Here is a 23388-nt window from a genome sequence, read left to right as displayed (position 1 = left end):
ATAAAAAATGCTGAAAAATAAGGGGTTTAGCACCGTGCAAACCGCTTTAAAACGTGGCGCCAACTCTATGTTCTGACTGACGTTTTGCCCACGCACACGAAAAATTGACATTAAACTAGCACGACCAAAGATAACTTTACACCGTCTGTCAAAATGCCTTGAACAATTATGTCGTTAGGCCATCTTTGCCAGACCGGTAAAACACCTTACATCCTGCTGAAAATTCTCTTTCGAAGCCTGGGTCAGGATTCCACCATCGCCATCGCTTCTTCCACATCCACCGCCACCAAACGCGAACAACCCGGTTCATGCATCGTCACACCCATCAACTGATCCGCCATTTCCATGGCGATCTTGTTATGGGTGATATAGATGAACTGCACGGTCTGGGACATCTCTTTAACCAACCGTGCATAGCGTCCAACGTTAGCGTCATCCAGCGGTGCGTCAACTTCATCGAGCATGCAGAACGGCGCCGGGTTCAACTTGAAGATGGCAAATACCAGGGCCAATGCGGTCAGGGCTTTTTCGCCGCCGGACAACAAATGGATGGTGCTGTTCTTCTTGCCCGGAGGCCGCGCCATGATCGTTACCCCTGTATCGAGTAGATCTTCGCCCGTCAGTTCCAAGTAAGCGCTGCCACCGCCGAAAACTTTCGGGAATAACGCCTGTAAACCGCTATTAATCTGATCAAAGGTATCTTTGAAGCGGTTGCGGGTTTCCTTGTCGATCTTGCGGATCACGTTTTCCAAGGTGTCCAGGGCTTCGACCAAGTCGGCGTCCTGCGCGTCCAGATAACGTTTACGCTCGGATTGTTGCTGGTATTCGTCGATGGCCGCGAGGTTGATCGCACCAAGGCGTTGAATGCGCGCGGCAATCCGCTCCAGTTCTTCTTCGGCGTCTTTTTCGTTGGCCTGGGTGGTCAACGTGTTGAGCACGCCGTGCAAGTCGTAGCCGTCTTCGAGCAGCTGGTCTTGCAGGGTCTTGCGGCGCACGGTCAGGGCTTGCCATTCCATGCGCTGTTGTTCGAGCTGGCCGCGGATCAACTGGGATTGCTGCTCGGCCTGGGTCCGGCGTTTCTCGGCATCGCGCAGTTCGCGGTCGGCGTCTTCCAGGGCGATTTGCGCGGTCTTGAGTTCTTCGTCGACGGTCATGCGCTTGTCGAGCAATTCTTCGAGCTTGAGGCGCAACTCTTCCAGCGGCGCCTCGCCCTCTTCCAGGTTGAGGCTCAGTTGCTCGCGCTTTTCGGTGAGGCGTTCGGACTGCATCTCCAGGCGTTCAAGGGCCTGGGCGGTGGACGCGTGCTGGGCCTTGAGCGAGCCCAGGCGCACCGCCAGTTGATGTGCATGATCCTTGTGCTGGCGGGCTTCCTGACGCACGCGGTCGAGGCGTTCGCGCAGGCTGTCGCGCTGGGCCAGCAACAGTTCGCGCTGCTCGGTGTCGAGGGCCATGCTGTCGAGGGCTTCCTGCAACTGCAGGCGCGCTTCGCCGATCTGTTCGTGCTCCAGGGCGCGCTGCTCGCCCATCTCGGCGACTTCTTCGTCGAGGCGGGTGCGGCGCAGGGTCAGCTGCTCGGCCTTGGCCTTGCTCGCGGAGAGCTGGGCCTTGAGTTCACCTTGCTGGCGCGCTTCGTCCTGCAACAGGCGGCGCAGGTGTTCGCGACCGGTCTCTTGCTGGCGCTGGGTGGCGCGCAGGGTTTGCAGTTGGGTTTCCAGACTTTCCAAGGTGGCTTCGCGCTCTTCGCGCTCGGCGATCAGGTTGACGATTTCCTGGCCACGGGCCAATACACCGCTTTCCGCTTCGCTGGCGCGGCGCACCCGCAGGAAGTGCCGGCCGACCCAATAGCCGTCGCGGCTGATCAGGCTTTCGCCGGCCGCCAGTTGACCGCGCTGGGCCAAGGCCTGCTCAAGTGATTCAACCGGCTTGACCTGGCCCAGCCACGGCGACAGATCAATCGCCGCCTCGACCTTGTCCAGCAAACTGCCCGGCACCCGTTTGCCATCGGCAGCAGGGCTGAGCAAACGCAGGTCGCCCTGGGCAAAACCGGCCAGGTCGAAGCCGCCAAAGTCATCCACCAGCACGGCTTGCAGGTCGGCGCCCAGCACGGTTTCCACCGCCAGCTCCCAACCGGCTTCGACTTTCAATCCTTCGGCAAGACGCGGGCGCTCGGCCAGATGCTGGTCGCGCAGCCATTCGGCGGTGCCGGTGCCGGGGTCCAACGCCGCTTGTTGCAACGCCTCGAGGGACGCCAGCCGACCGTTAAGCCGCTGCAAATCGCCCTGGGCCTGCTGCTGCGCCTGGGTCGCCTGTTGCAGTTGCTGACGCAGTTGCTCCAGGCGCTCCACTTGTTGTTCTTCGCTGGCTTCCAGCTCCTCAAGCGTCATTTCGCTTTCGGCCAGTTGCTCGCTCAGCTCCATGATCGCCGCGTCTTCCGGGTCGGCGGCGAGCAGCACGCGCTCTTCCTGCAAGCGGCGCTGGCGCTCGGCCAAACGCTCCATGCTGGTTTCCAGTTGCTGGATGCGCGACTGCTGCACCTCGGCCTGGCGGCGCGGCTCGGCGGATTGCAGGTTGAACGTGTCCCACTGCTCCTGCCAGCCGTGCATGGTGCTTTCGGATTCTTCCAGGGCGGCGGCGGCTTCTTCGGCGGCGGCGCTGGTGACTTCCTGCTCGGGGGTGAGCATGTCCAGCTCTTCGCCGAGGGTCAGCAGCAACGTGCGGTCGTGGCCCAGGTGGGATTCGGTCTCCAGGCGCGCGCGTTCGGCTTCCTTGAGATCGTCCTGCAACTGGCGCAGACGCTGCTGGCCGTGCTGGATACTTTGCTCGACGCGGGCGATATCGCCGCCCACCGAATAGAAGCGGCCCTGCACCAGATTGAAGCGCTCGGACAAATCATGGTGCCCGTCACGCAGGCGTTCGATGCTGGCGTCGGCATTGCGTTGCTCGGCCACCAGCGCTTCAAAGCTGATTTCCTGGGTGCCGATGATCGCCTCGCGCTGGCCGACCTGCTCGTTCAACGCCTGCCAGCGCAGGGCCGACAGTTGCGCCTTGAGCTGGCGCTCTTCGCCCTTGTATTCCTGATACTTCTCGGCCGCCTGGGCCTGGCGGTGCAGACGCTCCAACTGGCGCTCCAGCTCTTCGCGCAGGTCGGTGAGGCGGGCGAGGTTTTCGTGGGTGCGGCGGATACGGTTTTCGGTCTCGCGGCGGCGCTCCTTGTACTTGGAGATGCCGGCCGCTTCTTCGATAAAGTTGCGCAGGTCTTCGGGCTTGGCTTCGATCAGCTTGGAGATCATGCCCTGTTCGATGATCGAGTAGCTGCGCGGGCCCAGGCCGGTGCCAAGGAAAATATCGGTGATGTCCCGACGGCGACACTTGGTGCCGTTGAGGAAATAACTGTTCTGGCTGTCGCGGGTCACTTTGCGGCGAATGGAAATTTCGGCGTAGGCCGCGTACTCGCCAATCAAGGTTCCATCGGAGTTGTCGAACACCAGTTCGATACTGGCCTGGCTCACCGGTTTACGGCTGGTGGAACCGTTGAAGATGACGTCGGTCATCGACTCGCCGCGCAGGTTTTTCGCCGAGCTCTCGCCCATCACCCAACGGACGGCGTCGATGATGTTCGACTTGCCGCAACCATTGGGCCCGACCACCGCCGCCATATTACTGGGGAAGTTCACCGTGGTCGGGTCGACGAAGGATTTGAACCCCGCCAGTTTGATGCACTTGAGCCGCACGTTTAGGCGTCCGCCAACGCAGCGATGACCAGCGAGCAGCTGCGCTCGCCGTAGGCCGACAGCACCTGGCGAATCTGTGGCAGGTCACGGGCGAGGACGGCGGCGAGCAATTGCTCGAACAACACCAGGTATTCGCTCATGGACGCCTTGCGCTGATCCAGGGCCAGGTAATAGGCGCGGTTCATCGCCGGTTGCAGGTTTTCGACGGTTTCCTGCAAGTACGGGTTATTGGCGAACGGGTACGCGGCGCGCATCACGTTGAAGCTTTCTTCGACAAAGGCGCGGATGTCCTGGCGCTCGAAATTAGTCACCAGGCGCTGCTGGATCTGCACGAACGGCGCCATGTCGGCCTGGGTCTGCCAGCCTTGGGCGACCGCGTTGCCGAGCAGGATGTACAACTCGCCCATCAGCGTGCACAGGCTCTGCACCTTGTGCGCGGTGAGTTCGGTGACGTGGGCGCCACGGCGCGGCAGGATCGCGATGAGGTGGCGGCGTTCAAGGATCAGCAAGGCTTCGCGCACGGAACCACGGCTGACATTGAGTGCCAGCGTGACCTTTTGCTCCTGGATCCGCTCCCCAGGCTTGAGTTCGCCGCGAATGATGCGTTCGGCGAGGTGGTGAGCGATTTGCTCGGCGAGGCTGTCCGGCGCCTTGAACGTCATGTTTTACCTTCAAAATCTTCTATCGATACAAGCGCGGCAGTGTAGCGCATTGGCCCGCTGATGGCGCTACGCCCACCGTGGCGAATTTGGCACGGAATAAGCAGCGTCGAAAACTCAAAAGCCCCTGAAAACGCCGGTTCCAGAAGACTGGACCATAATTGAAAGTGTTGCGACCGGATTTTCTTGACCTTCTGGTCAGAAAATCGTTGACCGAAAAGTCAGACATGACTAGATTCGGCGCAAAGCGGTTAACAACAATAATGAGTCTGCGAGGCCTTCCGTGATCCAGTTTTTACTTAACCAGGAACTCCGTAGCGAGCACGCCCTGGACCCCAATCTCACCGTGCTCAACTACCTGCGTGAGCACCTGGGCAAATCCGGTACCAAGGAAGGCTGCGCCAGCGGCGACTGCGGTGCGTGCACCGTGGTGGTCGGCGAGCTGCACACCGATGCGCAAGGCGCGGAGCAGATTCGTTACCGCAGCCTCAACTCGTGCCTGACCTTTGTCTCGTCCCTGCACGGCAAGCAATTGATCAGCGTCGAAGACCTCAAGCACCAGGGCCAACTGCACAGCGTGCAACAGGCGATGGTCGAGTGCCACGGCTCGCAATGCGGCTTTTGCACCCCAGGTTTCGTCATGTCGTTGTTCGCCCTGCAAAAGAACAGCGACGCCCCCGACAGCCAGAAAGCCCACGAAGCCCTGGCCGGCAACCTGTGCCGCTGCACCGGTTATCGGCCGATCCTCGCCGCCGCCGAACAGGCCTGCTGCAACAAGCCGCAGGATCAGTTCGACAGCCGCCAGGCCGACACCATCGCCCGCCTCAAAGCCATCGCACCGACGCAAACCGGCGAACTCAACAGCGGCGATAAACGCTGCCTGGTGCCACTGACCGTGGCCGACCTGGCCGACCTCTACGACTCTTATCCGCAAGCCCGCTTGCTGGCCGGCGGCACTGACCTGGCGCTGGAAGTCACCCAGTTCCACCGCACGCTGCCGGTGATGATCTATGTCGGCAATATCGAAGAGATGAAGCGCATCGACGACTTTGACGACCGCCTGGAAATCGGCGCCGCCACCGCCCTCTCCGATTGCTACACCGCGCTGCACCACGAATACCCGGACTTCGGCGAGCTGCTGCACCGCTTCGCCTCCTTGCAGATCCGCAACCAGGGCACCCTCGGCGGCAATATCGGCAACGCTTCGCCGATTGGTGACTCGCCGCCCCTGCTGATCGCCCTCGGTGCGCAGATCGTGCTGTGCAAGGGCAACACCCGGCGCACCCTGGCGCTTGAAGACTACTTTATCGACTACCGCGTCACCGCGCGCCAGGACAGCGAGTTCATCGAGAAGATCATCGTGCCGAAGGGCCACGCGCTGTTCCGCGCCTACAAGGTGTCCAAGCGCCTGGACGATGATATTTCCGCCGTCTGCGCCGCGTTCAACCTGAAGATCGACAACGGCGTTATCCGCGAAGCCCGCGTGGCATTCGGCGGTATGGCCGCCACGCCGAAACGCGCGAAAAGCTGCGAAGCCATGCTGGTCGGCGCCACCTGGAACAGCGCCACCGTGGAGAAAGCCTGCGCCGCCCTGGCCGAGGATTTCACCCCGCTGTCGGACTTCCGCGCCAGCAAGGAATACCGCCTGCTCAGCGCGCAGAACCTGCTGCGCAAATACTTCATCGAGCTGCAAACGCCGCACATCGAGACTCGGGTGACCGCTTATGTCTAACCATCACGCCGTCGTTAAAACCCAGGCCGAACTCGCCGAGTTGTTCGCCCAGGACCTCACCTCCGGTGTCGGCCGCAGCGTCAAGCATGACAGCGCCGCCAAGCATGTTTCCGGTGAAGCGCAGTACATCGATGACCGCCTGGAATTCCCTAACCAACTGCACCTGTATGCGCGCATGTCCGACCGCGCCCACGCCCGCATCATCAGCATCGACACCGCGCCCTGCTACGCGTTTGAAGGCGTGCGCATCGCGATCACCCACGAAGACGTGCCCGGCCTCAAAGACATCGGCCCGCTGATGCCCGGCGATCCGTTGCTGGCCATCGACACGGTGCAGTTCGTCGGCCAGGTCGTCCTCGCCGTCGCCGCCCGTGACCTGGAAACCGCACGCAAAGCCGCGATGGCAGCCGTGATCGAATACGAAGACCTGGAACCGGTGCTGGACGTGGTCGAGGCCTTCCGCAAGAAACACTTCGTGCTCGACAGCCACACCCACCAACGCGGCGATTCGGCCAGCGCCCTGGCGTCGGCGAAAAACCGCATCCAGGGCACCCTGCACATCGGCGGCCAGGAACACTTCTACCTGGAGACGCAGATCTCCTCGGTGATGCCCACCGAAGACGGCGGCATGATCGTCTACTGCTCCACGCAAAACCCCACCGAAGTGCAGAAACTGGTGGCCGAAGTGCTGGACGTGTCGATGAATAAAATCGTCGTGGATATGCGCCGCATGGGCGGCGGTTTCGGCGGCAAGGAAACCCAGGCCGCCAGCCCCGCGTGCCTGTGTGCGGTAGTCGCGCGCCTTACCGGCCAGCCGACCAAGATGCGCCTGCCGCGCGTCGAAGATATGCTGATGACCGGCAAGCGCCACCCCTTCTATATCGAATACGACGTAGGCTTTGACGACAGTGGCCGCCTGCACGGGATCAACCTGGACCTGGCCGGCAACTGCGGCTGCTCGCCGGACTTGTCCAACTCGATTGTCGACCGCGCGATGTTCCACTCCGACAACTCGTATTACCTGGGCGATGCCACGGTCAACGGCCATCGCTGCAAGACCAACACCGCGTCCAACACCGCCTATCGCGGCTTCGGCGGCCCACAAGGCATGGTCGCCATCGAAGAAGTGATGGACGCCATCGCCCGTCACCTGGCCCTCGATCCGTTGGCGGTGCGCAAGGCCAACTACTACGGCAAGACCGAGCGCAACGTCACCCACTACTACCAGACCGTCGAGCACAACCTGCTCGAAGAGATGACCGCCGAGCTTGAGGCCAGCAGCCAATACGCCGAGCGCCGCGAAGCGATTCGCCTGTACAACGCCCACAGCCCGATCCTGAAAAAAGGCCTGGCGCTGACCCCGGTGAAATTCGGTATTTCGTTTACCGCCAGTTTCCTCAACCAGGCCGGTGCGCTGATCCACATCTACACCGACGGCAGCATCCACCTGAACCACGGCGGCACCGAGATGGGCCAAGGCTTGAACACCAAGGTCGCGCAGGTGGTGGCCGAAGTGTTCCAGGTGGAAATCGACCGCGTACAGATCACCGCCACCAACACCGACAAGGTGCCCAACACCTCGCCAACCGCTGCCTCCAGCGGTGCGGATCTGAACGGCAAGGCCGCGCAGAACGCCGCTGAGATCATCAAGCAGCGCCTGGTGGAATTTGCTGCGCGCAAGTACGACGTGAGCGAAGCGGATGTGCAATTCCACAACGGCCATGTGCGCGTGCGTGAGCAGATCCTGACGTTTGAGGCGCTGGTCCAGCAGGCGTATTTCGCCCAGGTGTCACTGTCGAGCACCGGGTTCTACAAGACCCCGAAAATCTTCTACGACCGCAGCCAGTCGCGCGGTCGGCCGTTCTACTACTTCGCCTTCGGCGCGGCGTGCTGCGAAGTGATCGTCGATACGCTGACCGGCGAATACAAGATGCTGCGCACTGACATCCTCCACGATGTGGGCGCCTCGCTGAACCCGGCCATCGACATCGGCCAGGTCGAAGGCGGGTTTATCCAGGGCATGGGCTGGCTGACCATGGAAGAGTTGGTGTGGAACAACAAAGGCAAGCTGATGACCAACGGCCCGGCCAGCTACAAGATCCCGGCGGTGGCGGATATGCCGCTGGACTTGCGGGTGAAGCTGGTGGAAAACCGCAAGAACCCGGAGGACACGGTGTTCCATTCCAAGGCCGTGGGTGAGCCACCGTTCATGCTGGGGATTGCCTCGTGGTGTGCGATCAAGGATGCGGTGGCGAGTTTGGGTGACTATCGGCATCAGCCCAAGATCGATGCGCCGGCGACGCCGGAGCGGGTGTTGTGGGGGTGTGAGCAGATGCGGCAGTTGACGGCGGCTGTGGCTGTGGAGACTGAAACCGAGTTGGCTTCGCTTTAGACCGAGGCGTGGCCTTCGCGAGCAAGCCCGCTCCCACAGGGGAATGCATTCCAAATGTGGGAGCGGGCTTGCTCGCGAAGACGGACGAACTGACAACAGAAATGTTGAGGTAGACATGAACAACTGGATCAGCGCCCTCGCCCACCTGCAAACCAGCGGCGAACCCTGCGTACTGGTAACCATCATCGAAGAACTCGGCTCCACCCCGCGCAACGCCGGTTCCAAAATGGTCATCAGCGCCGCCCAGACCTTCGACACCATCGGCGGCGGGCACCTGGAATACAAGGCGATGCAGATTGCCCGCGACATGCTTGTACGGGGCCAGCAGAGCACCCATCTGGAGCGTTTCAGCCTCGGCGCGAGCCTGGGCCAGTGCTGCGGCGGCGTGACCGTGCTGCTGTTCGAACCCATGGGCCAGGTGCAGGCACAGATCGCGGTGTTTGGCGCCGGCCATGTCGGCCGTGCGTTGGTGCCGCTGCTGGCCAGCCTGCCGTGCCGGGTGCGCTGGATCGATTCCCGCGAGCAGGAGTTTCCGGAACATATCCCCGACGGCGTGCGTAAAATCGTCAGCGAAGAGCCGGTCGATGAAATTGCCGACCTGCCGGTGGGCAGTTACTGCATCGTCATGACCCACAATCACGCGCTGGACCTGGAACTCACCGCCGCCCTGCTCAAGCGCAACGACTTCGCCTACTTCGGCCTGATCGGCTCCAAGACCAAACGGGTCAAGTTCGAACACCGCCTGCGTGATCGCGGCTTCGACGCTGCACAGTTACAACGCATGCGCTGCCCCATGGGCCTCTCCGAGGTGAAGGGCAAACTGCCGGTGGAGATCGCGATCTCCATCGCCGGCGAAATCATCGCCACCTATAACGCCAATTTCGGCCAGCACACCGCCAGCGCCGAACCTATCGCCAAACTGCTGCCGGCTTCACGCCGCAGCCAAGCCATTTGAATTGAGACGACCATGCCTTTGACTCGCAAAGCCTACCGTGCCGCCATTCTGCACAGCATCGCCGACCCCGCTGAAGTGGGCATCGAAGCCTCTTATGAGTATTTCGAAGACGGCCTGCTGGTGATCGAAAACGGCAAGATCAGCGCCGTCGGCCATGCCAGCGATTTGCTGCCGACCCTGCCTGCCGATATCGACGTCACCCATCACCAGGATGCCCTGATCACTCCCGGCCTGATCGACACCCATATCCACCTGCCACAGACCGGCATGGTCGGCGCCTACGGCGAGCAGTTGCTGGACTGGCTCAACACCTACACCTTCCCGTGTGAAAGCCAATTCGCCGACAAGGCCCACGCCGAGGAAGTTGCCGACATCTTCATCAAGGAACTCCTACGCAACGGCACCACCACCGCGCTGGTGTTCGGCAGCGTGCATCCGCAGTCGGTGAACGCGTTCTTTGAAGCGGCTGAAAAGCTCGACCTGCGCATGATCGCCGGCAAGGTGATGATGGACCGCAACGCCCCGGACTACCTGACCGACACCGCCGAATCCGGCTACCAGGAAAGCAAGGCGCTGATCGAGCGCTGGCACGGCAAGGGCCGCCTGCACTACGCCGTCACCCCCCGTTTTGCGCCGACCAGCACGCCGGAACAACTGGCGCTGGCCGGGCAACTGCTGGGGGAATACCCGGACCTGTACATGCAGACCCACATCAGTGAGAACAAGCAGGAAATCGAGTGGGTAAAAGAACTATTCCCTGAACGTAACGGCTACCTGGACGTGTACGACCATTACCAGCTGCTCGGTGAGCGCTCGGTATTTGCCCACGGCGTACACCTGTGTGACGACGAGTGCGCGCGGCTGGCAGAGACCGGTTCGGCCGTGGCGTTCTGCCCGACGTCAAACCTGTTCCTCGGCAGTGGTTTGTTCAACCTGCCGATGGCGGAAAAGCACAAGTTGAATGTCGGCCTGGGCACGGACGTGGGCGGCGGCACCAGCTTCTCGCTGCTGCAAACCTTGAACGAAGCCTACAAAGTCATGCAGTTGCAGGGCGCGCGGTTGAGCCCGTTCAAGTCGCTGTATCTCGCCACATTGGGCGGCGCGCGGGCGCTGCGGTTGGAAGACAAGATCGGCACGTTGCAGCCGGGCACGGATGCAGACTTTTTGGTGTTGGATTACAACGCCACGCCGCTGCTGAACTATCGCTTGAAGCAGGCCAATGACATTGCCGAAACGTTGTTTGTGCTGATGACGCTGGGGGATGATCGGACGGTGTTGCAGACCTATGCTGCCGGGCAATTGGTGCACCAGCGCTAATCCAACAAACACCACAAAACAAATGTGGGAGCGGGCTTTTTGTGGGAGCTGGCTTGCCTGCGATGCAGACACCTCGGTCTTACAGTGAGACCAGGGTGATGCTATCGCAGGCAAGCCAGCTCCCACACAAGCCTAGCTCCCACATTTGTGATCGGGTTTACAGTTTTACTGAGGAGCGCCCCGGCTTCTTGGTCTGCAACAAATGCGAAAACACCGCATGCAAATCATCCGACGCACTTTCCTCATCGAGGTTGAGCTTGCTGTCGATGTGATCCATGTGATGCATCATCAAATCCACCGCCAACACCGCGTCCCGCGCTTCGATTGCGTCGATCAACTGGGTGTGTTCATCGTACGAGCAGTGCGAGCGGTTGCCGCTTTCGTACTGGGCGATGATCAACGATGTCTGGGACACCAGGCTGCGCTGGAAGCTGATCAGCGGTGCGTTCTTCGCTGCTTCGGCCAGCTTGAGGTGGAACTCGCCGGAAAGACGGATACCCGCCCCTCGGTCGCCACGGGAAAAGCTGTCGCGCTCGTCGTTGACCATCTGGCGCAACTCGGCCAGTTGCTCGGCCGTCGCGTGCTGCACTGCCAACTCGGTAATCGCACGCTCCACCAGACGCCGCGCCATGAAGACCTGGCGGGCCTCTTCGACACTCGGGCTGGCCACCACGGCACCGCGATTGGGCCGCAGCAACACCACGCCTTCATGGGCCAGGCGCGACAGCGCGCGGCGAATGATGGTGCGGCTGACGCCGAAGATTTCGCCCAGTGCCTCTTCACTCAATTTGGTGCCGGGTGCCAGGCGTTGTTCGAGGATCGCCTCGAAGATATGCGCGTAGACGATATCGTCCTGGGTTCCGCTGCGACCGGCCTTGCCGGCTCGCGGTTGTTTCTTGAGAGGTTGCAACTGTTCGTTCATGGGCACTCGGTTTGGAGAACGGCGGCGAATTAACGGTAATACGGCAACAACGGGTTGCTGGCAAGTATCACCTAAAAACATGGCACATTGTACACAACCGTATGCGCCAACACACTGTACGGCTGTTTGTGGCCTCGGCTGTATTGCAATGAGTGGTTACGTTTGAGTTTAGGCTTGAATCAGCAACTTCTCTGGTAAAAGGAACACCTTTCTATGTCCGACGCCGCCCAAGCGCCGCTGCGCCCGCTGGCCGACACTTCACCCTCGGCCATCGTCGCCGGTTTTATCGCCATGATGACCGGCTACACCAGCTCCCTGGTGCTGATGTTCCAGGCCGGGCAAGCTGCCGGCTTGACCACGGCACAGATTTCCTCGTGGATCTGGGCGATTTCCATCGGCATGGCGGTGTGCAGCATCGGCTTGTCGCTGCGCTACCGCACGCCTATCACCATTGCCTGGTCCACGCCTGGCGCCGCGCTGCTGATCACCAGCCTGGGCGGGGTGAGTTATGGCGAAGCCATCGGCGCCTACATTACCTGCGCGGTGCTGGTGACAATCTGCGGGCTGACCGGCAGCTTTGAAAAGCTGGTCAAACGCATCCCGGCGTCGTTGGCGGCGGCCTTACTCGCAGGGATTCTGTTCAAGATCGGCAGCGAGATCTTCGTCGCCGCCCAACACCGCACCGGCCTGGTACTGGGGATGTTTTTCACCTACCTGATCATCAAGCGCCTGTCGCCGCGTTATGCGGTGTTGGCTGCGTTGGTGATCGGCAGCGTACTGTCAGGGCTGATGGGGCTGCTGGATTTCAGTGGTTTTCACCTGGAAGTGGCGACGCCGGTGTGGACTACCCCGCACTTCTCCCTGGCGGCAACCATCAGCATCGGCATCCCGCTGTTCGTGGTGGCGATGACCTCGCAGAACATGCCGGGCGTCGCGGTGCTGCGGGCCGACGGCTACAACGTGCCGGCCTCCCCGTTGATTACCGCCACCGGCCTGGCTTCGCTGGTGCTCGCGCCCTTCGGCTCCCACGGCATCAACCTGGCGGCGATCAGCGCGGCGATCTGCACCGGGCCCCACGCCCATGAAGACCGCAACAAGCGCTACACGGCGGCGGTCTGGTGCGGGGTGTTCTACGGGATTGCCGGGGTGTTTGGCGCAACGCTGGCGGCACTGTTCGCCGCCTTGCCCAAGGAACTGGTGCTGTCGATTGCGGCATTGGCGCTGTTTGGCTCGATCATCAATGGCCTGAGTATCGCCATGAATGAGCCGAAGGAACGGGAAGCGGCGCTGATCACCTTTATGGTCACGGCGTCGGGCTTGACGCTGTTTTCCATCGGGTCGGCGTTCTGGGGGATTGTCGCGGGGGTGTTGACGCTGTTGATTCTGAATTGGCGCAAGGCATAAAAAAACGGCGACCCTCGGGTCGCCGTTTTTTTAAGTATCACTTAGCCGCGTTGATCGGCTTTTCCGGATACCACACGTCCAGCAGCGGGCTGACTTCAGCCTTGGTCAGCTCGGAACGGGTTTTCAGCCAGGCTTCAACAGCCGCACGTTGCTCTTCGGAAACCGAGCCGCGCTTCTGCAGGCAAACCAGACCGTAGTCGTCGCCGCCAACATAGCCCAGACCGTTGGCTTCCATGGCTTCGTTGATGAATGCTTCGAGGAAAGCGTCGATAGCTTCTTCACTCAGGCCTTCGCTGAAGTCCAGGTTCAGTTCGAAACCCAGCTCTTGAAATTCATCAACGCACAGTTTTTTGCGCAGACGCTGGGAACGGTTAGTCGCCATTGGAACAATCCTCTTAAGTAATAACGGGCGGCACTTTAGCAGTTTAAGGCGGCGATTGCCCGACTCTCTGGGACGGGCGGCAAATTGCCTGCAAAAAAACGCCGATTTCCAGCTATCGTTCAGCTACAAGAGGCCCCACCTTGGGGCATAATGCCGACACTTTCGTGACCAATGAGGGATTTTTCTTATTTACCCCTCGCCTTTTTCACCCTCCTCAGCAGTAGGGTTTTATTCTTTATGATCAAATCTTTGCGTCCATTGCTCCTTGCCGGTCTTCTCCTGCCGCTGGCCTTCTCTGCCACCGCCGCCACCGTCAACAACACCCTGCCGCCGAACGTCCAGCAGGCACTGACAAAAGCCAAGCTGCAAAACAACGCACTGTCCCTGGTGATGATCCCGCTGAACGGTCCGGGCACGCCGACCATCTTCAACGCCGACGTTTCGGTCAACCCGGCCTCCACCATGAAGCTGGTCACCACCTACGCGGCCCTGGAGATGCTCGGCCCCAACCACCAGTGGAAAACCGAGTTCTACACCGACGGCACCCTCAGCGGTGGCGTGTTGCACGGCAACCTCTACCTCAAGGGCGGCGGCGACCCCAAGCTGAACATGGAAAAACTCTGGCTGCTGATGCGCGACCTGCGCGCCAACGGTGTGCAGCAAGTCACCGGCGACCTGGTGCTGGACCGTGCCTTCTTCAAACAACCGCTATTGCCCGAGTTCAATGACGACGGCAACGACGAGAACAAGCCCTTCCTGGTCAAGCCCGACGCTCTGCTGGTCAACCTCAAGGCCCTGCGCTTCGTGACCCGCAATGACTCGGGCCGGGTCATCGTGTCGGTCGAGCCGCCGATTGCCAGTATCCGCATCGACAATCAGGTCAAGGTATCCAACACCAAGCAGTGCACCGGCGACGTGCGCTACAACCCGGTCACCGCCGCCGATGGCAGCGTGACGGTCACCGTCAGCGGCCAACTGGCCGATGGCTGCAGCTCGCAGACGTATCTGTCGCTGCTCGACCACGCCACCTACACCGCCGGCGCCGTGCGCGCGATCTGGCAGGAGCTGGGCGGCAGCATCCAGGGCCGCGATATCCAGGCGCCGGTGCCGAAAGACGCCAAGGTCCTGGCCCGTGCGTTCTCGCCGGACCTGGCGGAAATCATCCGCGACATCAACAAATACAGTAACAACACCATGGCCCAGCAGTTGTTCCTGAGCCTAGGCGCACAGTTTCGCAACGATGCCGACGGCGACGACGCCAAGGCCGGCCAGCGCGTCGTGCGCCAGTGGCTGGCGAAAAAAGGCATAACCGCGCCGCACCTGGTGATGGAAAACGGCTCCGGCCTGTCCCGCGCCGAACGGGTCAGTGCCCGGGAAATGGCCGCGATGCTGCAAGCCGCGTGGAAAAGCCCGTATGCGGCTGAATACATCAGCTCCCTGCCGATCGCCGGCACCGACGGCACCATGCGCAAACGCCTGAAGACCACCGCCATGCGCGGCGAGGCCCACGTGAAGACCGGCACCTTGAACACCGTGCGCGCCATTGCCGGGTTCAGCCGCGACAACAACGGCAATACCTGGGCGGTGGTGGCAATCCTCAACGATCCGAAGCCGTGGGGCGCCTCGTCGGTGCTGGATCAGGTGCTGCTGGACCTGTATCGCCAGCCGAAACTGGCGGCGGCTGCGCCCGTGCTCTGAACCTGGAAGGCAGAGTGTCAGACTGATATACCGCTATCGCAGGCAAGCCAGCTCCCACAGTGGATTGGGTTCACAAAGCAAAATGGGGGTGAATCCAATCAAAATGTGGGAGCGGGCTTGCCCGCGATGGCGATCGATCAGTCACCCATCAGTTGACTGACCTGCCGCTATCGCGAGCAAGCCCACTCCCACAGGCCTCGACCCGATCCCGCCCCGCCTGCTTGGCGACATACACCGCCGAATCAGCACGCAGCAACAACCCATCAATCCCTTCATCAACACGCCAACTGGCCACGCCAAAGCTGGCGGTGACAATACCGACCGGCTCCATCGGCTCGCTGCGCAACGATTGCCACAGCTCCATCGCCAGGCTGTAGGCCTGCTCGCCATCGGTGTTGGGGCACAGCACCATGAACTCTTCCCCACCCAGGCGGCAGAACACGTCGCTACGCCGCAGGCGTACGCTGATGCGCTTGCACAACTCCTGCAACACACCGTCGCCCACGCCATGCCCGTGCTGGTCGTTGATCCGCTTGAAGTGGTCGATGTCCAGCATGATCAGCGACAGCGACCCCGACACCCGGTTGAGCCGGACCATCTCGGCCTTGAGGCGATCCTGGAAATACCGACGATTATGAATCCCCGTCAACGAGTCGGTAATCGACAAGGCGCGCAGTTCTTCCTCGACCCGTTTCAAATCGGAAATATCCGATACATAGCCATGCCACAACGTACCGCCTCCCGGTAACTCTTCCGGCGTGGCTTCGCCGCGAATCCAGCGCACGCCCCGGTGCGGCAACTGCACGCGGTATTCTTCACGCCAATGGCTCAATTGCAGCGCCGACAAGCGAATCGAAGCCCGCACCCGCTCGATATCCAGTGGGTGAATACGGTCCAGCGCCTTGCTGGCGTCCTGTTGCAGCACCCCCGGTTCGATCTCATAGATATCGCGTATGCCATCGCTGGCGTAGATAAAGCGCCAGTTGTCCTTGGGCTCAAGGGTGAACTGGAAGATCCCGCCAGGGACATGGGCGCTGAGCTTTTTCAGCAGGCGATCCCGTGCAGCCAAGGCTTCGTAGACACGTTTTTGTTCGGTGACATCCAGGTAAATCGCCAAGTGGCCCACCCACAAGCCATGGTCATCCAGCAACACCGTGGCCAACATATTCACTGTCAACTGGCTGCCATCCTGGCGTTTCAAGGTCCACTCGCGGGCCTCGTGCTCGTGGTCGGGGCTTTCTACCAGCATTGCCTGGCTCGGCGGGATGCGCTTGCCCATGATCTGGCTCAGGCTGGCGGCGCGCGCCTCCAACTCAGGTGCCAGGTGCAGGCTTTCCAGGGTCAAGCGGCCCAGCACTTCATCGGACTTGAACCCCAGCATCTGCTCGGCGCCGGCATTGAAGGTATTGATCACGCCGCGCAGGTCAGTGGCAATGATCGCCACCTGGGTCGCCGCGTTCAGCACGCTGCGCAACTGTCCATGGGCGCCGCGTAACTCAAGCTCGCGCAGGCGCAATTGCTCGGTGCGCTGTTCGACCAGTTTCAACGCGCGTTGACGCTGGCTGACCAGCACGTACAACAACGCGCTGAGCAGCAGGCTGAGCAGGCCGCCCATGGTCAGGATCGTGTTCATCGAGGAGTGGTTGGCCTGGTCGAACACCTGGCTCGCTTGCAGGCTCAGGGCGTAGACGTGATCGCCCAGGGTCAACCGGCGCGCGGCAGCCAGGTCGCTGCTGCCCGGCGTATTGCTCGACGCGTACAGCACCCGCTTCTGGGTGTCGGAGGTGTCGATGATCTGCATCACCAGGTTGTCGCGGTTTGGCTTGGGCAACCCATCGGCCACCAACTGCCGCATGCTGATCACGGCCATCACAAAGCCATAGGCCTCGGGCTGGGATTGCTGGCTGTCCGGCAACTTGCTGACGGGTGCTACCAGCAATACGCCGGCGGCATAGGACGGTTCCACCCCCACCAACTGCATGGGTTGCGACACCGCCATCTTGCCGGTCTTCAGCGCACGTTCAAGGGTTGAACGGCGCAGGGGCTGGGCCAGTAAATCAAAGCCCAAAGGCGAACCGAGCAGGCTCTGGGTCTGACTGTAGAGCACCGGCACGTACTCATCACGCTGGGGCGCAGGGGCCAACTCACCCGTGGCGTCCAGCTCGCGAATGACAAAGGGCTTGCCGAGTTGGCGTGACACCGTCTGCTCAAACGCGTTGCGCTGATCGCGAAACACCCGCGGCGCCCAGGAATAGGCACGGGTGCGCAGCAGCAGGGGTTGGGCGAAACCATCGAACTCGTCACGGGATACGTCGCCGGAATTGACGAAAAAACGCCGCAGGCTACCCAGGCGTTGCTCCTGGTCCTCAAAGCGCTCTTGCAGGCGGCTGTAGCGTTCATTGACCAGCAACTGAAAGCGCTGGCGCAGCTGTTGCTGATAGAGGTTGGACGCCGCCCACGCAACGATCAGCGTCAGCGCAGCCCCCGCCAATAACACCACCAATGCCACCAGCCAAGCCGATGCCTGCTCACTGATAAAACCAAGGATTTTCGGGCGAACGGCTTGCAACGGCATAGGCAACACTCACAACGCCAGCGTGCGGGGGGTGTCACTTTGGCTAGGCGTTAAGTTATAGCCATAGGGCCTGGGTTTGACCAGCGTAAAAAAACCGCAAGGCTGGAATATTCCAGGCTTGCGGCTTTTATTGACAGCGATCAGCGCGCGGTGATTTTCCACGCCCGGTGGATCTTCGCGTTACGTGCGAAATCCGGGTCGATGGTCTTGTCGCTGATTTCCTCGACCGCGTAGCGTTCGCTGAGGTTGTCCTCCAGCGCGAACTTGCGGAAGTTGTTCGAGAAGTACAGCACGCCGCCCGGTGCCAGGCGGGCCATGGCCAGGTCGAGCAACTGCACGTGGTCACGCTGCACGTCGAAGATGCCTTCCATGCGCTTGGAGTTGGAGAAGGTCGGCGGATCGATGAAGATCAGGTCGAACTCATCGCGGCTCGCTTCCAGCCACGCCATCACATCGCCCTGCTCCAGACGGTTCTTGTCGGAGAAACCGTTGAGGGAGAAGTTGCGACGCGCCCAGTCCAGGTAAGTCTTCGACAAATCGACGCTGGTGGTGCTGCGCGCGCCGCCCTTGGCTGCATGCACGCTCGCGGTAGCGGTGTAGCAATACAGGTTGAGGAAACGCTTGCCCGCCGCTTCTTTCTGGATACGCATGCGCATCGGGCGGTGGTCGAGGAACAGGCCGGTGTCCAAGTAGTCGGTGAGGTTGACCAGCAGCTTCACGCCGCCTTCGCTGACTTCGGTGAACTTGCCCTGGGCGCTCTGGCGTTCGTACTGCTTGGTGCCGCTCTGACGCTCGCGGCGTTTGACGACGACGCGGCTCTTGTCGATGTTCAGCGCCTGGGGAATCGCAGCCAGGGCATCGAACATGCGTGCGGAGGCTTTTTCCGGGTCGATGGATTTCGGCGCGGCGTATTCCTGGACGTGGACCCAATCGTGATACAGGTCGATGGCCATGGAGTATTCCGGCATATCGGCGTCGTACACGCGGTAGCAATCCACGCCTTCACGCTTGGCCCACTTGCCCAGCAACTTGAGGTTCTTTTGCAGGCGGTTGGCGAACATCTGCCCGCCTTCGCTCAGGCGCGCCTGCTCGACCACCGGCGCCGGGGCTGGCTTGATCGGGTTGCCGTTCTTGTTGTACTGGCGCTCTTGTGGTTCCACCGGGGCTTGATCGTAGGCGGCTTGCTCGCGTTCGGCCTGGCGTTGCTCCGGGGTGCGACGCTCGCCGGTAACGAACTGGTCCGGGTTGACCTTGATCAGCAGCAATTTGCACGGCAACGCGCCGTTCCAGAACGAATACTGCTTGTGGCTGCGGATGCCCATGCGCTTGCCCAGGTCCGGCGCGCCGGTGAACACCGCCGCTTCCCAGCCCATGCACGCCTGGCGCAGACGCTCGCCGAGGTTCTGGTAGAGGTACAACAGGCTGGCTTCGTCACCCAAACGCTCGCCGTACGGCGGGTTGCAGATCACCAGGCCTTTCTGGTTCTGGTCCGGGCGCGGCTCGAAGGTGCCGACTTCACCCTGGTAGACCTTGATCCAATGGCTCAGGCCAGCGCGCTCGATGTTGTTGCGCGCAGGCTGGATCAGGCGCGGGTCGGCTTCATAGCCACGCACCCACAGCGGCGGCTTGTTCATGCCGATAGCGGCACGTTCCGACGCTTCGGTGTGCAGTTTCTTCCAGAGTGCCGGGACGTGACCGAGCCAGGTGGTGAAACCCCACAGCTCACGGTTCAGGTTCGGCGCCATGTCGGCAGCAATCATCGCGCCTTCCACCAGGAAGGTGCCCACGCCACACATCGGGTCAGTCAGCGCGCCGCCTTCGGCAGCAATGCGCGGCCAGCCGGCTCGGATCAGGATCGCGGCCGCCAGGTTTTCCTTCAACGGCGCGGCGCCCTGCTGCAGGCGGTAGCCGCGCTGGTGCAGGCTGTGGCCGGAGAGGTCGAGGGACAGGATCGCCTCGCCACGGTCCAGGCGCAGGTGAATGCGCAGGTCCGGGTTGATCTTGTCGATGGACGGACGTTCGCCGGTCGGGGTGCGCAGCTTGTCGACAATCGCATCCTTGACCTTCAGCGCGCCGAAGTGGGTGTTGTCGATGCCCGAGCCGTGACCGCTGAATTCCACGGCGAGGGAACCGTCGGGGACCATGTGCTCGGCCCATTCGATATCCAGCACACCGTGGTAGAGGTCTTCGGCGTCCTTCATCGGGAAGCGCTTGAGGACCAGCAACACGCGGTTGGCCAGGCGCGACCAGAGGCACAGGCGGTAGGCGGTTTCCATGTCGGCCATGCCGCGCACGGCCGAGGTGTGCTCGCGGGCTTCCTCAAGGCCAAGCCCGACGGCTTCCTCGATCAGCAGGCCTTCGAGGCCCTTGGGGCAGGTGAGGAAGAGTTCAAAACGGTCCGACATGGGGCATTCCAGGCTTTTCAGCAATAAATGAACGGGCGACGCATCGCCGGCTCGGTTTTCAATCAAGCACTTTTCTTGAAGAGTGCTCGCGTGGCACGAATGTGCCGTCCCACCCCGCCTGCCGGGCCTTTAGGCCGTGGTTGACGGGGCAGATAGATAATGTGGCGTAACAAAAGGAAATATTCCGACCCTTCGTCGAATAGTAACCGACTGCAACGGGCGGACATTCTCACTAAAGGATTAAACCCATCCTCTTTGCAGGGTGCATCATAGCTGGCTTTGCCAGGTAAATGGGGCGAAAAGCCATCCCAGCTTATGGCTATAGCATCATTATCGTTACGTGCTTATGACAAAACGATCATTGAATCCATGTGACCTATTGGTTAGAACTCAACACAGGTTGGCGCCGTAACGACGCCGACACATAGGCTCGCCACGCCGGCAGCGAGCCCACCAACGGCAGAAAAACTCTGCCCGGCACCAGACGGGGCCGAAGGATATCAAGACAGTCAACAAGTGAGGGAAACACCCTATGAGAAGACTTAAGCGTGATCCGTTGGAAAGAGCATTTTTACGCGGATATCAATATGGCGTTCATGGCAAATCCCGTGAGCTTTGCCCATTTACTCTACCGTCGGTACGCCAAGCCTGGATCAACGGCTGGCGAGAAGGACGCGGCGACAACTGGGACGGTATGACTGGCACTGCGGGAATCCACAGACTCAACGAACTTCACGCCGTCGGCTAATCAGGGCACTTAATTCCGACATACACTGTTGAAGCGATAACGACTTAACCACGCACGTCCTATCCGGGCGGCGGGCTTCGGCCCAGGGGGCTCCTTTATGGAGCCCTTTTTATTGGGTGGTTTCAGGCCTTTGGCAGTGCCGCGATAGCATCCACCGATTGGCGAATCAACGCCGGCCCCTTGTAGATAAACCCGGAGTACAACTGCACCAGGCTGGCGCCAGCAGCGATCTTCTCGGCAGCGTGCTGGCCTTCGGTGATGCCACCGGCCGCGATGATCGGCAAGCGCCCGGCCAGTTCGGCGGCCAGTACCTTGACGATATGGGTGCTCTGCTCACGCACCGGCGCGCCCGACAGGCCGCCCGCTTCGTCGCCATGGGCCAGGCCTTCGACGCCAACACGGCTGAGGGTGGTATTGGTCGCGATCACTGCATCCATGCCCGAGTCCACCAGGGCCTGGGCCACCAGCACGGTCTCTTCGTCGCTCATGTCCGGGGCAATCTTGATCGCCAACGGCACACGCTTGCCATGGCGCACGGCCAGGTCTTCCTGGCGCTGGCGCAAGGCTTCGAGCAATTGCTTGAGTGAGTCACCGAACTGCAGGCTGCGCAGGCCCGGGGTGTTGGGCGAGCTGACATTGACGGTGACGTAACTGGCGTGGGCGTAGACCTTGTCCAGGCAGATCAGGTAGTCATCCACCGCACGTTCCACCGGCGTATCGAAGTTCTTGCCGATATTGATCCCAAGGATGCCCTTGTACTTCGCCGCCTGAACCCGCGACAGCAAGTGATCCGCGCCCAGGTTGTTGAAGCCCATGCGGTTGATGATCGCTTCGGCTTCCGGCAGGCGGAAGATACGCGGCTTGGGGTTGCCAGGCTGTGGGCGCGGGGTCACGGTGCCGATCTCGACAAAACCGAAACCCAGCTGCGCAAAGCCATCGATGGCCGCACCGTTCTTGTCCAGGCCAGCCGCCAGCCCGACCGGGTTGGGGAAGTCGAGCCCCATCACCGATACCGGCATTTTTGCCGGTGCCTTGCATACCAGGCCATTGAGCCCCAGGCGGCCACCGGCACCGATCAGGTCCAGGGACAGATCGTGGGAAGTTTCCGGGGAAAGTTTGAACAACAGCTGGCGGGCCAGGGTATACATGGGCGGGCTAGACTCGGATGGCGGCGAAAGGTGGCGACGATTATAGCCGGGGTGGCGGGCTGCATGCGAGGCGTGCCGCCAATCGTCATGGGCGATTGGCAACCAGCTCTTCGTAGCGCGCCCAGATCTTCTGCGCGTATTGCATGCGCAAGGCCTCACGCTTGGGGCCTGCCCCCCCACCGACGTTATAGGAGCCGACGGCAGTCCAGTTGTAACCAAAGCGCTGGATGAACTCGGTAAGAATCGACGCTGCCACCTCCACCGAGAGACAGGGCTCGCTCAACAACCGCTCTTCCGTGATGCCCAGCTTCAGCAGACGGGGCAGATGAATGCTGTTGATCTGCATCAAGCCGATATCCCGCGTGCCATTACGGTTAGCGGTGTTGATGGTCTGCGCGCGGTAACCCGACTCGACAGCAGCGATGGCCTGCAGCAGCTCCGGCTCAAGGTCATAACGGCTGGCCACTTCGTCCCAGCAGTAGGCCAATGCAGGGCTGCTACCCATCAACAGGCTCAAAAGCAGGCCTTTCCCCCAGGCTTTAAACATTGTTGACCTGACCACAAGCCGCACACACATGAGCTACCGGCCTCGCATCAGCACTTCCCACCTGCACCGGACAAGTAAACCGATACCCCCTGCCATAGATCGTCTTGATAAACACCTTGTCGGCCTTCAAGTACTTGCGTAACGAGTAAATGCAACGCGTCAGCGACTCTTCGGCCACCTCGCCCCTGGGCCATGCGAGTTCCAGCAAGCGGTCCTTGGTCATCAGCGTGCCACCCGACCCCAGCAGCAATCGCAGCACCTGGCCCTCCTTGGGTGGCAACTGAACGTCTGTCCCGCCCCCCGTCAACCGGCCATCGCCATGTAAGGTCCAGTGGGCAAAAACGAGGGACGTCGCTGACCCGTCAATCACGACCGCCATACGCACCTCTGTATCCAACGACTGACATTGAATTCCTTATTTCCTGTACGGGCTCACCCGCCAACGTCACGACTATAAAAAACAGTCCTACACCTCGCCCTAGGGAAAAACCCATTCATCCGGCGTTTTTCGCAGCTACTCAGTAGGACAATTCTTTATCTGGCCCTACCGGGCGACCCAATCGTGATAAACCTCATGCAACTCGACCCCCAACCGATCCTCCAATTGCACCAACTCTCCCAACGCCATCAACTGACCATTGACCCGCACCTCCACACAGCGAATGACGTCAGGTGTCAGCGGCAACACCTTCCCTACTGCAAACGCCGCCAGACGCTTGCGACTGATCAGTTGCTCTTGCAGAAGTATTTCCAGGTGCATGGACAAGCGCCCT

General features: G+C 61.1%; 17 protein-coding genes. 7 read left to right on the top strand and 10 right to left on the bottom strand.

Features of this window, described 5'->3' with window-relative positions:
- Window positions 1-242: 242 nt before the first annotated feature.
- Together smc and J1G37_RS11170 are read right to left on the bottom strand one after the other, a co-directional pair.
- The gene (smc, locus tag J1G37_RS11175; RefSeq protein WP_207041724.1) at window positions 243-3731 is read right to left on the bottom strand and encodes a chromosome segregation protein SMC; all 3489 of its coding nucleotides are present in this window, start codon (window positions 3729-3731) and stop codon (window positions 243-245) included.
- Between the two features lie 2 nt (window positions 3732-3733).
- Window positions 3734-4393, bottom strand: a complete 660-nt coding sequence (locus tag J1G37_RS11170) for a GntR family transcriptional regulator (RefSeq protein WP_124526631.1) — start codon at window positions 4391-4393, stop codon at window positions 3734-3736.
- Between the two features lie 280 nt (window positions 4394-4673).
- Between J1G37_RS11170 and xdhA the strand changes: the two genes are divergently transcribed.
- From xdhA to guaD, 4 genes are all read left to right on the top strand, one after another.
- Window positions 4674-6122, top strand: coding sequence for a xanthine dehydrogenase small subunit (xdhA, locus tag J1G37_RS11165; RefSeq protein WP_207041723.1), 1449 nt, complete (start codon window positions 4674-4676; stop codon window positions 6120-6122).
- Entirely contained in the window at window positions 6115-8514 is a 2400-nt protein-coding gene (gene xdhB / locus J1G37_RS11160; RefSeq protein WP_207041722.1) for a xanthine dehydrogenase molybdopterin binding subunit, read from the top strand. The genes xdhA and xdhB overlap by 8 nt, the downstream gene beginning before the upstream one ends.
- Window positions 8515-8629: 115 nt before the next feature.
- Complete coding sequence (xdhC, locus tag J1G37_RS11155) at window positions 8630-9469, top strand: xanthine dehydrogenase accessory protein XdhC (protein ID WP_207041721.1); 840 nt, start codon at window positions 8630-8632, stop codon at window positions 9467-9469.
- Window positions 9470-9481: 12 nt separating this feature from the next.
- Entirely contained in the window at window positions 9482-10786 is a 1305-nt protein-coding gene (gene guaD, locus J1G37_RS11150) for a guanine deaminase (RefSeq protein ID WP_207041720.1), read from the top strand.
- Window positions 10787-10943: 157 nt separating this feature from the next.
- Here guaD and J1G37_RS11145 read toward each other — a convergent pair whose 3' ends face one another.
- The gene (locus J1G37_RS11145) at window positions 10944-11708 is read right to left on the bottom strand and encodes a GntR family transcriptional regulator (protein WP_017739583.1); all 765 of its coding nucleotides are present in this window, start codon (window positions 11706-11708) and stop codon (window positions 10944-10946) included.
- A 213-nt stretch (window positions 11709-11921) separates the two neighbouring features.
- Here J1G37_RS11145 and J1G37_RS11140 point away from each other — a divergent pair, with 213 nt between their 5' ends.
- Window positions 11922-13112, top strand: a complete 1191-nt coding sequence (locus J1G37_RS11140) for a benzoate/H(+) symporter BenE family transporter (RefSeq protein WP_207041719.1) — start codon at window positions 11922-11924, stop codon at window positions 13110-13112.
- A 37-nt stretch (window positions 13113-13149) separates the two neighbouring features.
- Here the strand turns inward: J1G37_RS11140 and J1G37_RS11135 are convergent, their stop codons facing one another.
- Complete coding sequence (locus tag J1G37_RS11135; protein ID WP_124526637.1) at window positions 13150-13494, bottom strand: YggL family protein; 345 nt, start codon at window positions 13492-13494, stop codon at window positions 13150-13152.
- A gap of 237 nt (window positions 13495-13731) precedes the next feature.
- Here J1G37_RS11135 and dacB point away from each other — a divergent pair, with 237 nt between their 5' ends.
- Window positions 13732-15192, top strand: coding sequence for a D-alanyl-D-alanine carboxypeptidase/D-alanyl-D-alanine-endopeptidase (dacB, locus tag J1G37_RS11130; RefSeq protein ID WP_207041718.1), 1461 nt, complete (start codon window positions 13732-13734; stop codon window positions 15190-15192).
- Window positions 15193-15340: 148 nt separating this feature from the next.
- Here the strand turns inward: dacB and J1G37_RS11125 are convergent, their stop codons facing one another.
- A complete protein-coding gene (locus J1G37_RS11125; protein WP_207041716.1) occupies window positions 15341-17767 on the bottom strand; it encodes a diguanylate cyclase in 2427 nt (808 codons plus the stop codon).
- Window positions 17768-17907: 140 nt separating this feature from the next.
- A complete protein-coding gene (gene rlmKL, locus J1G37_RS11120; protein WP_207041714.1) occupies window positions 17908-20172 on the bottom strand; it encodes a bifunctional 23S rRNA (guanine(2069)-N(7))-methyltransferase RlmK/23S rRNA (guanine(2445)-N(2))-methyltransferase RlmL in 2265 nt (754 codons plus the stop codon).
- A 532-nt stretch (window positions 20173-20704) separates the two neighbouring features.
- Here rlmKL and J1G37_RS11115 point away from each other — a divergent pair.
- Entirely contained in the window at window positions 20705-20920 is a 216-nt protein-coding gene (locus J1G37_RS11115; RefSeq protein ID WP_002553055.1) for a ribosome modulation factor, read from the top strand.
- 122 nt (window positions 20921-21042) lie between these two features.
- Here the strand turns inward: J1G37_RS11115 and J1G37_RS11110 are convergent, their stop codons facing one another.
- From J1G37_RS11110 to J1G37_RS11095, 4 genes are all read right to left on the bottom strand, one after another.
- On the bottom strand, window positions 21043-22068 hold the full coding sequence (locus J1G37_RS11110) for a quinone-dependent dihydroorotate dehydrogenase (protein ID WP_207041712.1): 1026 nt from the start codon (window positions 22066-22068) through the stop codon (window positions 21043-21045).
- 85 nt (window positions 22069-22153) lie between these two features.
- Window positions 22154-22615: a transglycosylase SLT domain-containing protein gene (locus J1G37_RS11105; RefSeq protein ID WP_207041710.1), complete on the bottom strand. Its 462-nt coding sequence runs from the start codon at window positions 22613-22615 to the stop codon at window positions 22154-22156.
- Window positions 22608-22994 (bottom strand): winged helix-turn-helix domain-containing protein, encoded by a 387-nt coding sequence (locus tag J1G37_RS11100; protein ID WP_207041708.1) that lies wholly within the window; start codon window positions 22992-22994, stop codon window positions 22608-22610. The genes J1G37_RS11105 and J1G37_RS11100 overlap by 8 nt, the downstream gene beginning before the upstream one ends.
- Window positions 22995-23159: 165 nt before the next feature.
- Window positions 23160-23375 carry a FliM/FliN family flagellar motor switch protein gene (locus J1G37_RS11095; protein WP_124526644.1) on the bottom strand — a complete coding sequence of 72 codons (216 nt, stop codon included), beginning with the start codon at window positions 23373-23375 and terminating at the stop codon, window positions 23160-23162.
- Window positions 23376-23388: the final 13 nt, after the last annotated feature.

It is taken from the genome of Pseudomonas sp. Marseille-Q1929, assembly GCF_017316265.1.
Taxonomy (GTDB): Bacteria; Pseudomonadota; Gammaproteobacteria; order Pseudomonadales; family Pseudomonadaceae; genus Aquipseudomonas.
Note: the sequence above shows the minus strand (reverse complement) of the source record. Positions and strands in the feature narration are given on the sequence as shown.

Coding starts and splice junctions, on each gene's coding strand:
- J1G37_RS11095 (WP_124526644.1), bottom strand. CDS start 23,375: ATGCACCTGGAAATACTTCTGCAAGAGCAACTGATCAGTCGCAAGCGT.
- guaD (WP_207041720.1), top strand. CDS start 9,482: ATGCCTTTGACTCGCAAAGCCTACCGTGCCGCCATTCTGCACAGCATC.
- J1G37_RS11110 (WP_207041712.1), bottom strand. CDS start 22,068: ATGTATACCCTGGCCCGCCAGCTGTTGTTCAAACTTTCCCCGGAAACT.
- rlmKL (WP_207041714.1), bottom strand. CDS start 20,172: ATGTCGGACCGTTTTGAACTCTTCCTCACCTGCCCCAAGGGCCTCGAA.
- J1G37_RS11145 (WP_017739583.1), bottom strand. CDS start 11,708: ATGAACGAACAGTTGCAACCTCTCAAGAAACAACCGCGAGCCGGCAAG.
- dacB (WP_207041718.1), top strand. CDS start 13,732: ATGATCAAATCTTTGCGTCCATTGCTCCTTGCCGGTCTTCTCCTGCCG.
- xdhB (WP_207041722.1), top strand. CDS start 6,115: ATGTCTAACCATCACGCCGTCGTTAAAACCCAGGCCGAACTCGCCGAG.
- J1G37_RS11105 (WP_207041710.1), bottom strand. CDS start 22,615: ATGTTTAAAGCCTGGGGGAAAGGCCTGCTTTTGAGCCTGTTGATGGGT.
- J1G37_RS11140 (WP_207041719.1), top strand. CDS start 11,922: ATGTCCGACGCCGCCCAAGCGCCGCTGCGCCCGCTGGCCGACACTTCA.
- J1G37_RS11115 (WP_002553055.1), top strand. CDS start 20,705: ATGAGAAGACTTAAGCGTGATCCGTTGGAAAGAGCATTTTTACGCGGA.
- J1G37_RS11100 (WP_207041708.1), bottom strand. CDS start 22,994: ATGGCGGTCGTGATTGACGGGTCAGCGACGTCCCTCGTTTTTGCCCAC.
- J1G37_RS11170 (WP_124526631.1), bottom strand. CDS start 4,393: ATGACGTTCAAGGCGCCGGACAGCCTCGCCGAGCAAATCGCTCACCAC.
- J1G37_RS11125 (WP_207041716.1), bottom strand. CDS start 17,767: ATGCCGTTGCAAGCCGTTCGCCCGAAAATCCTTGGTTTTATCAGTGAG.
- J1G37_RS11135 (WP_124526637.1), bottom strand. CDS start 13,494: ATGGCGACTAACCGTTCCCAGCGTCTGCGCAAAAAACTGTGCGTTGAT.
- xdhC (WP_207041721.1), top strand. CDS start 8,630: ATGAACAACTGGATCAGCGCCCTCGCCCACCTGCAAACCAGCGGCGAA.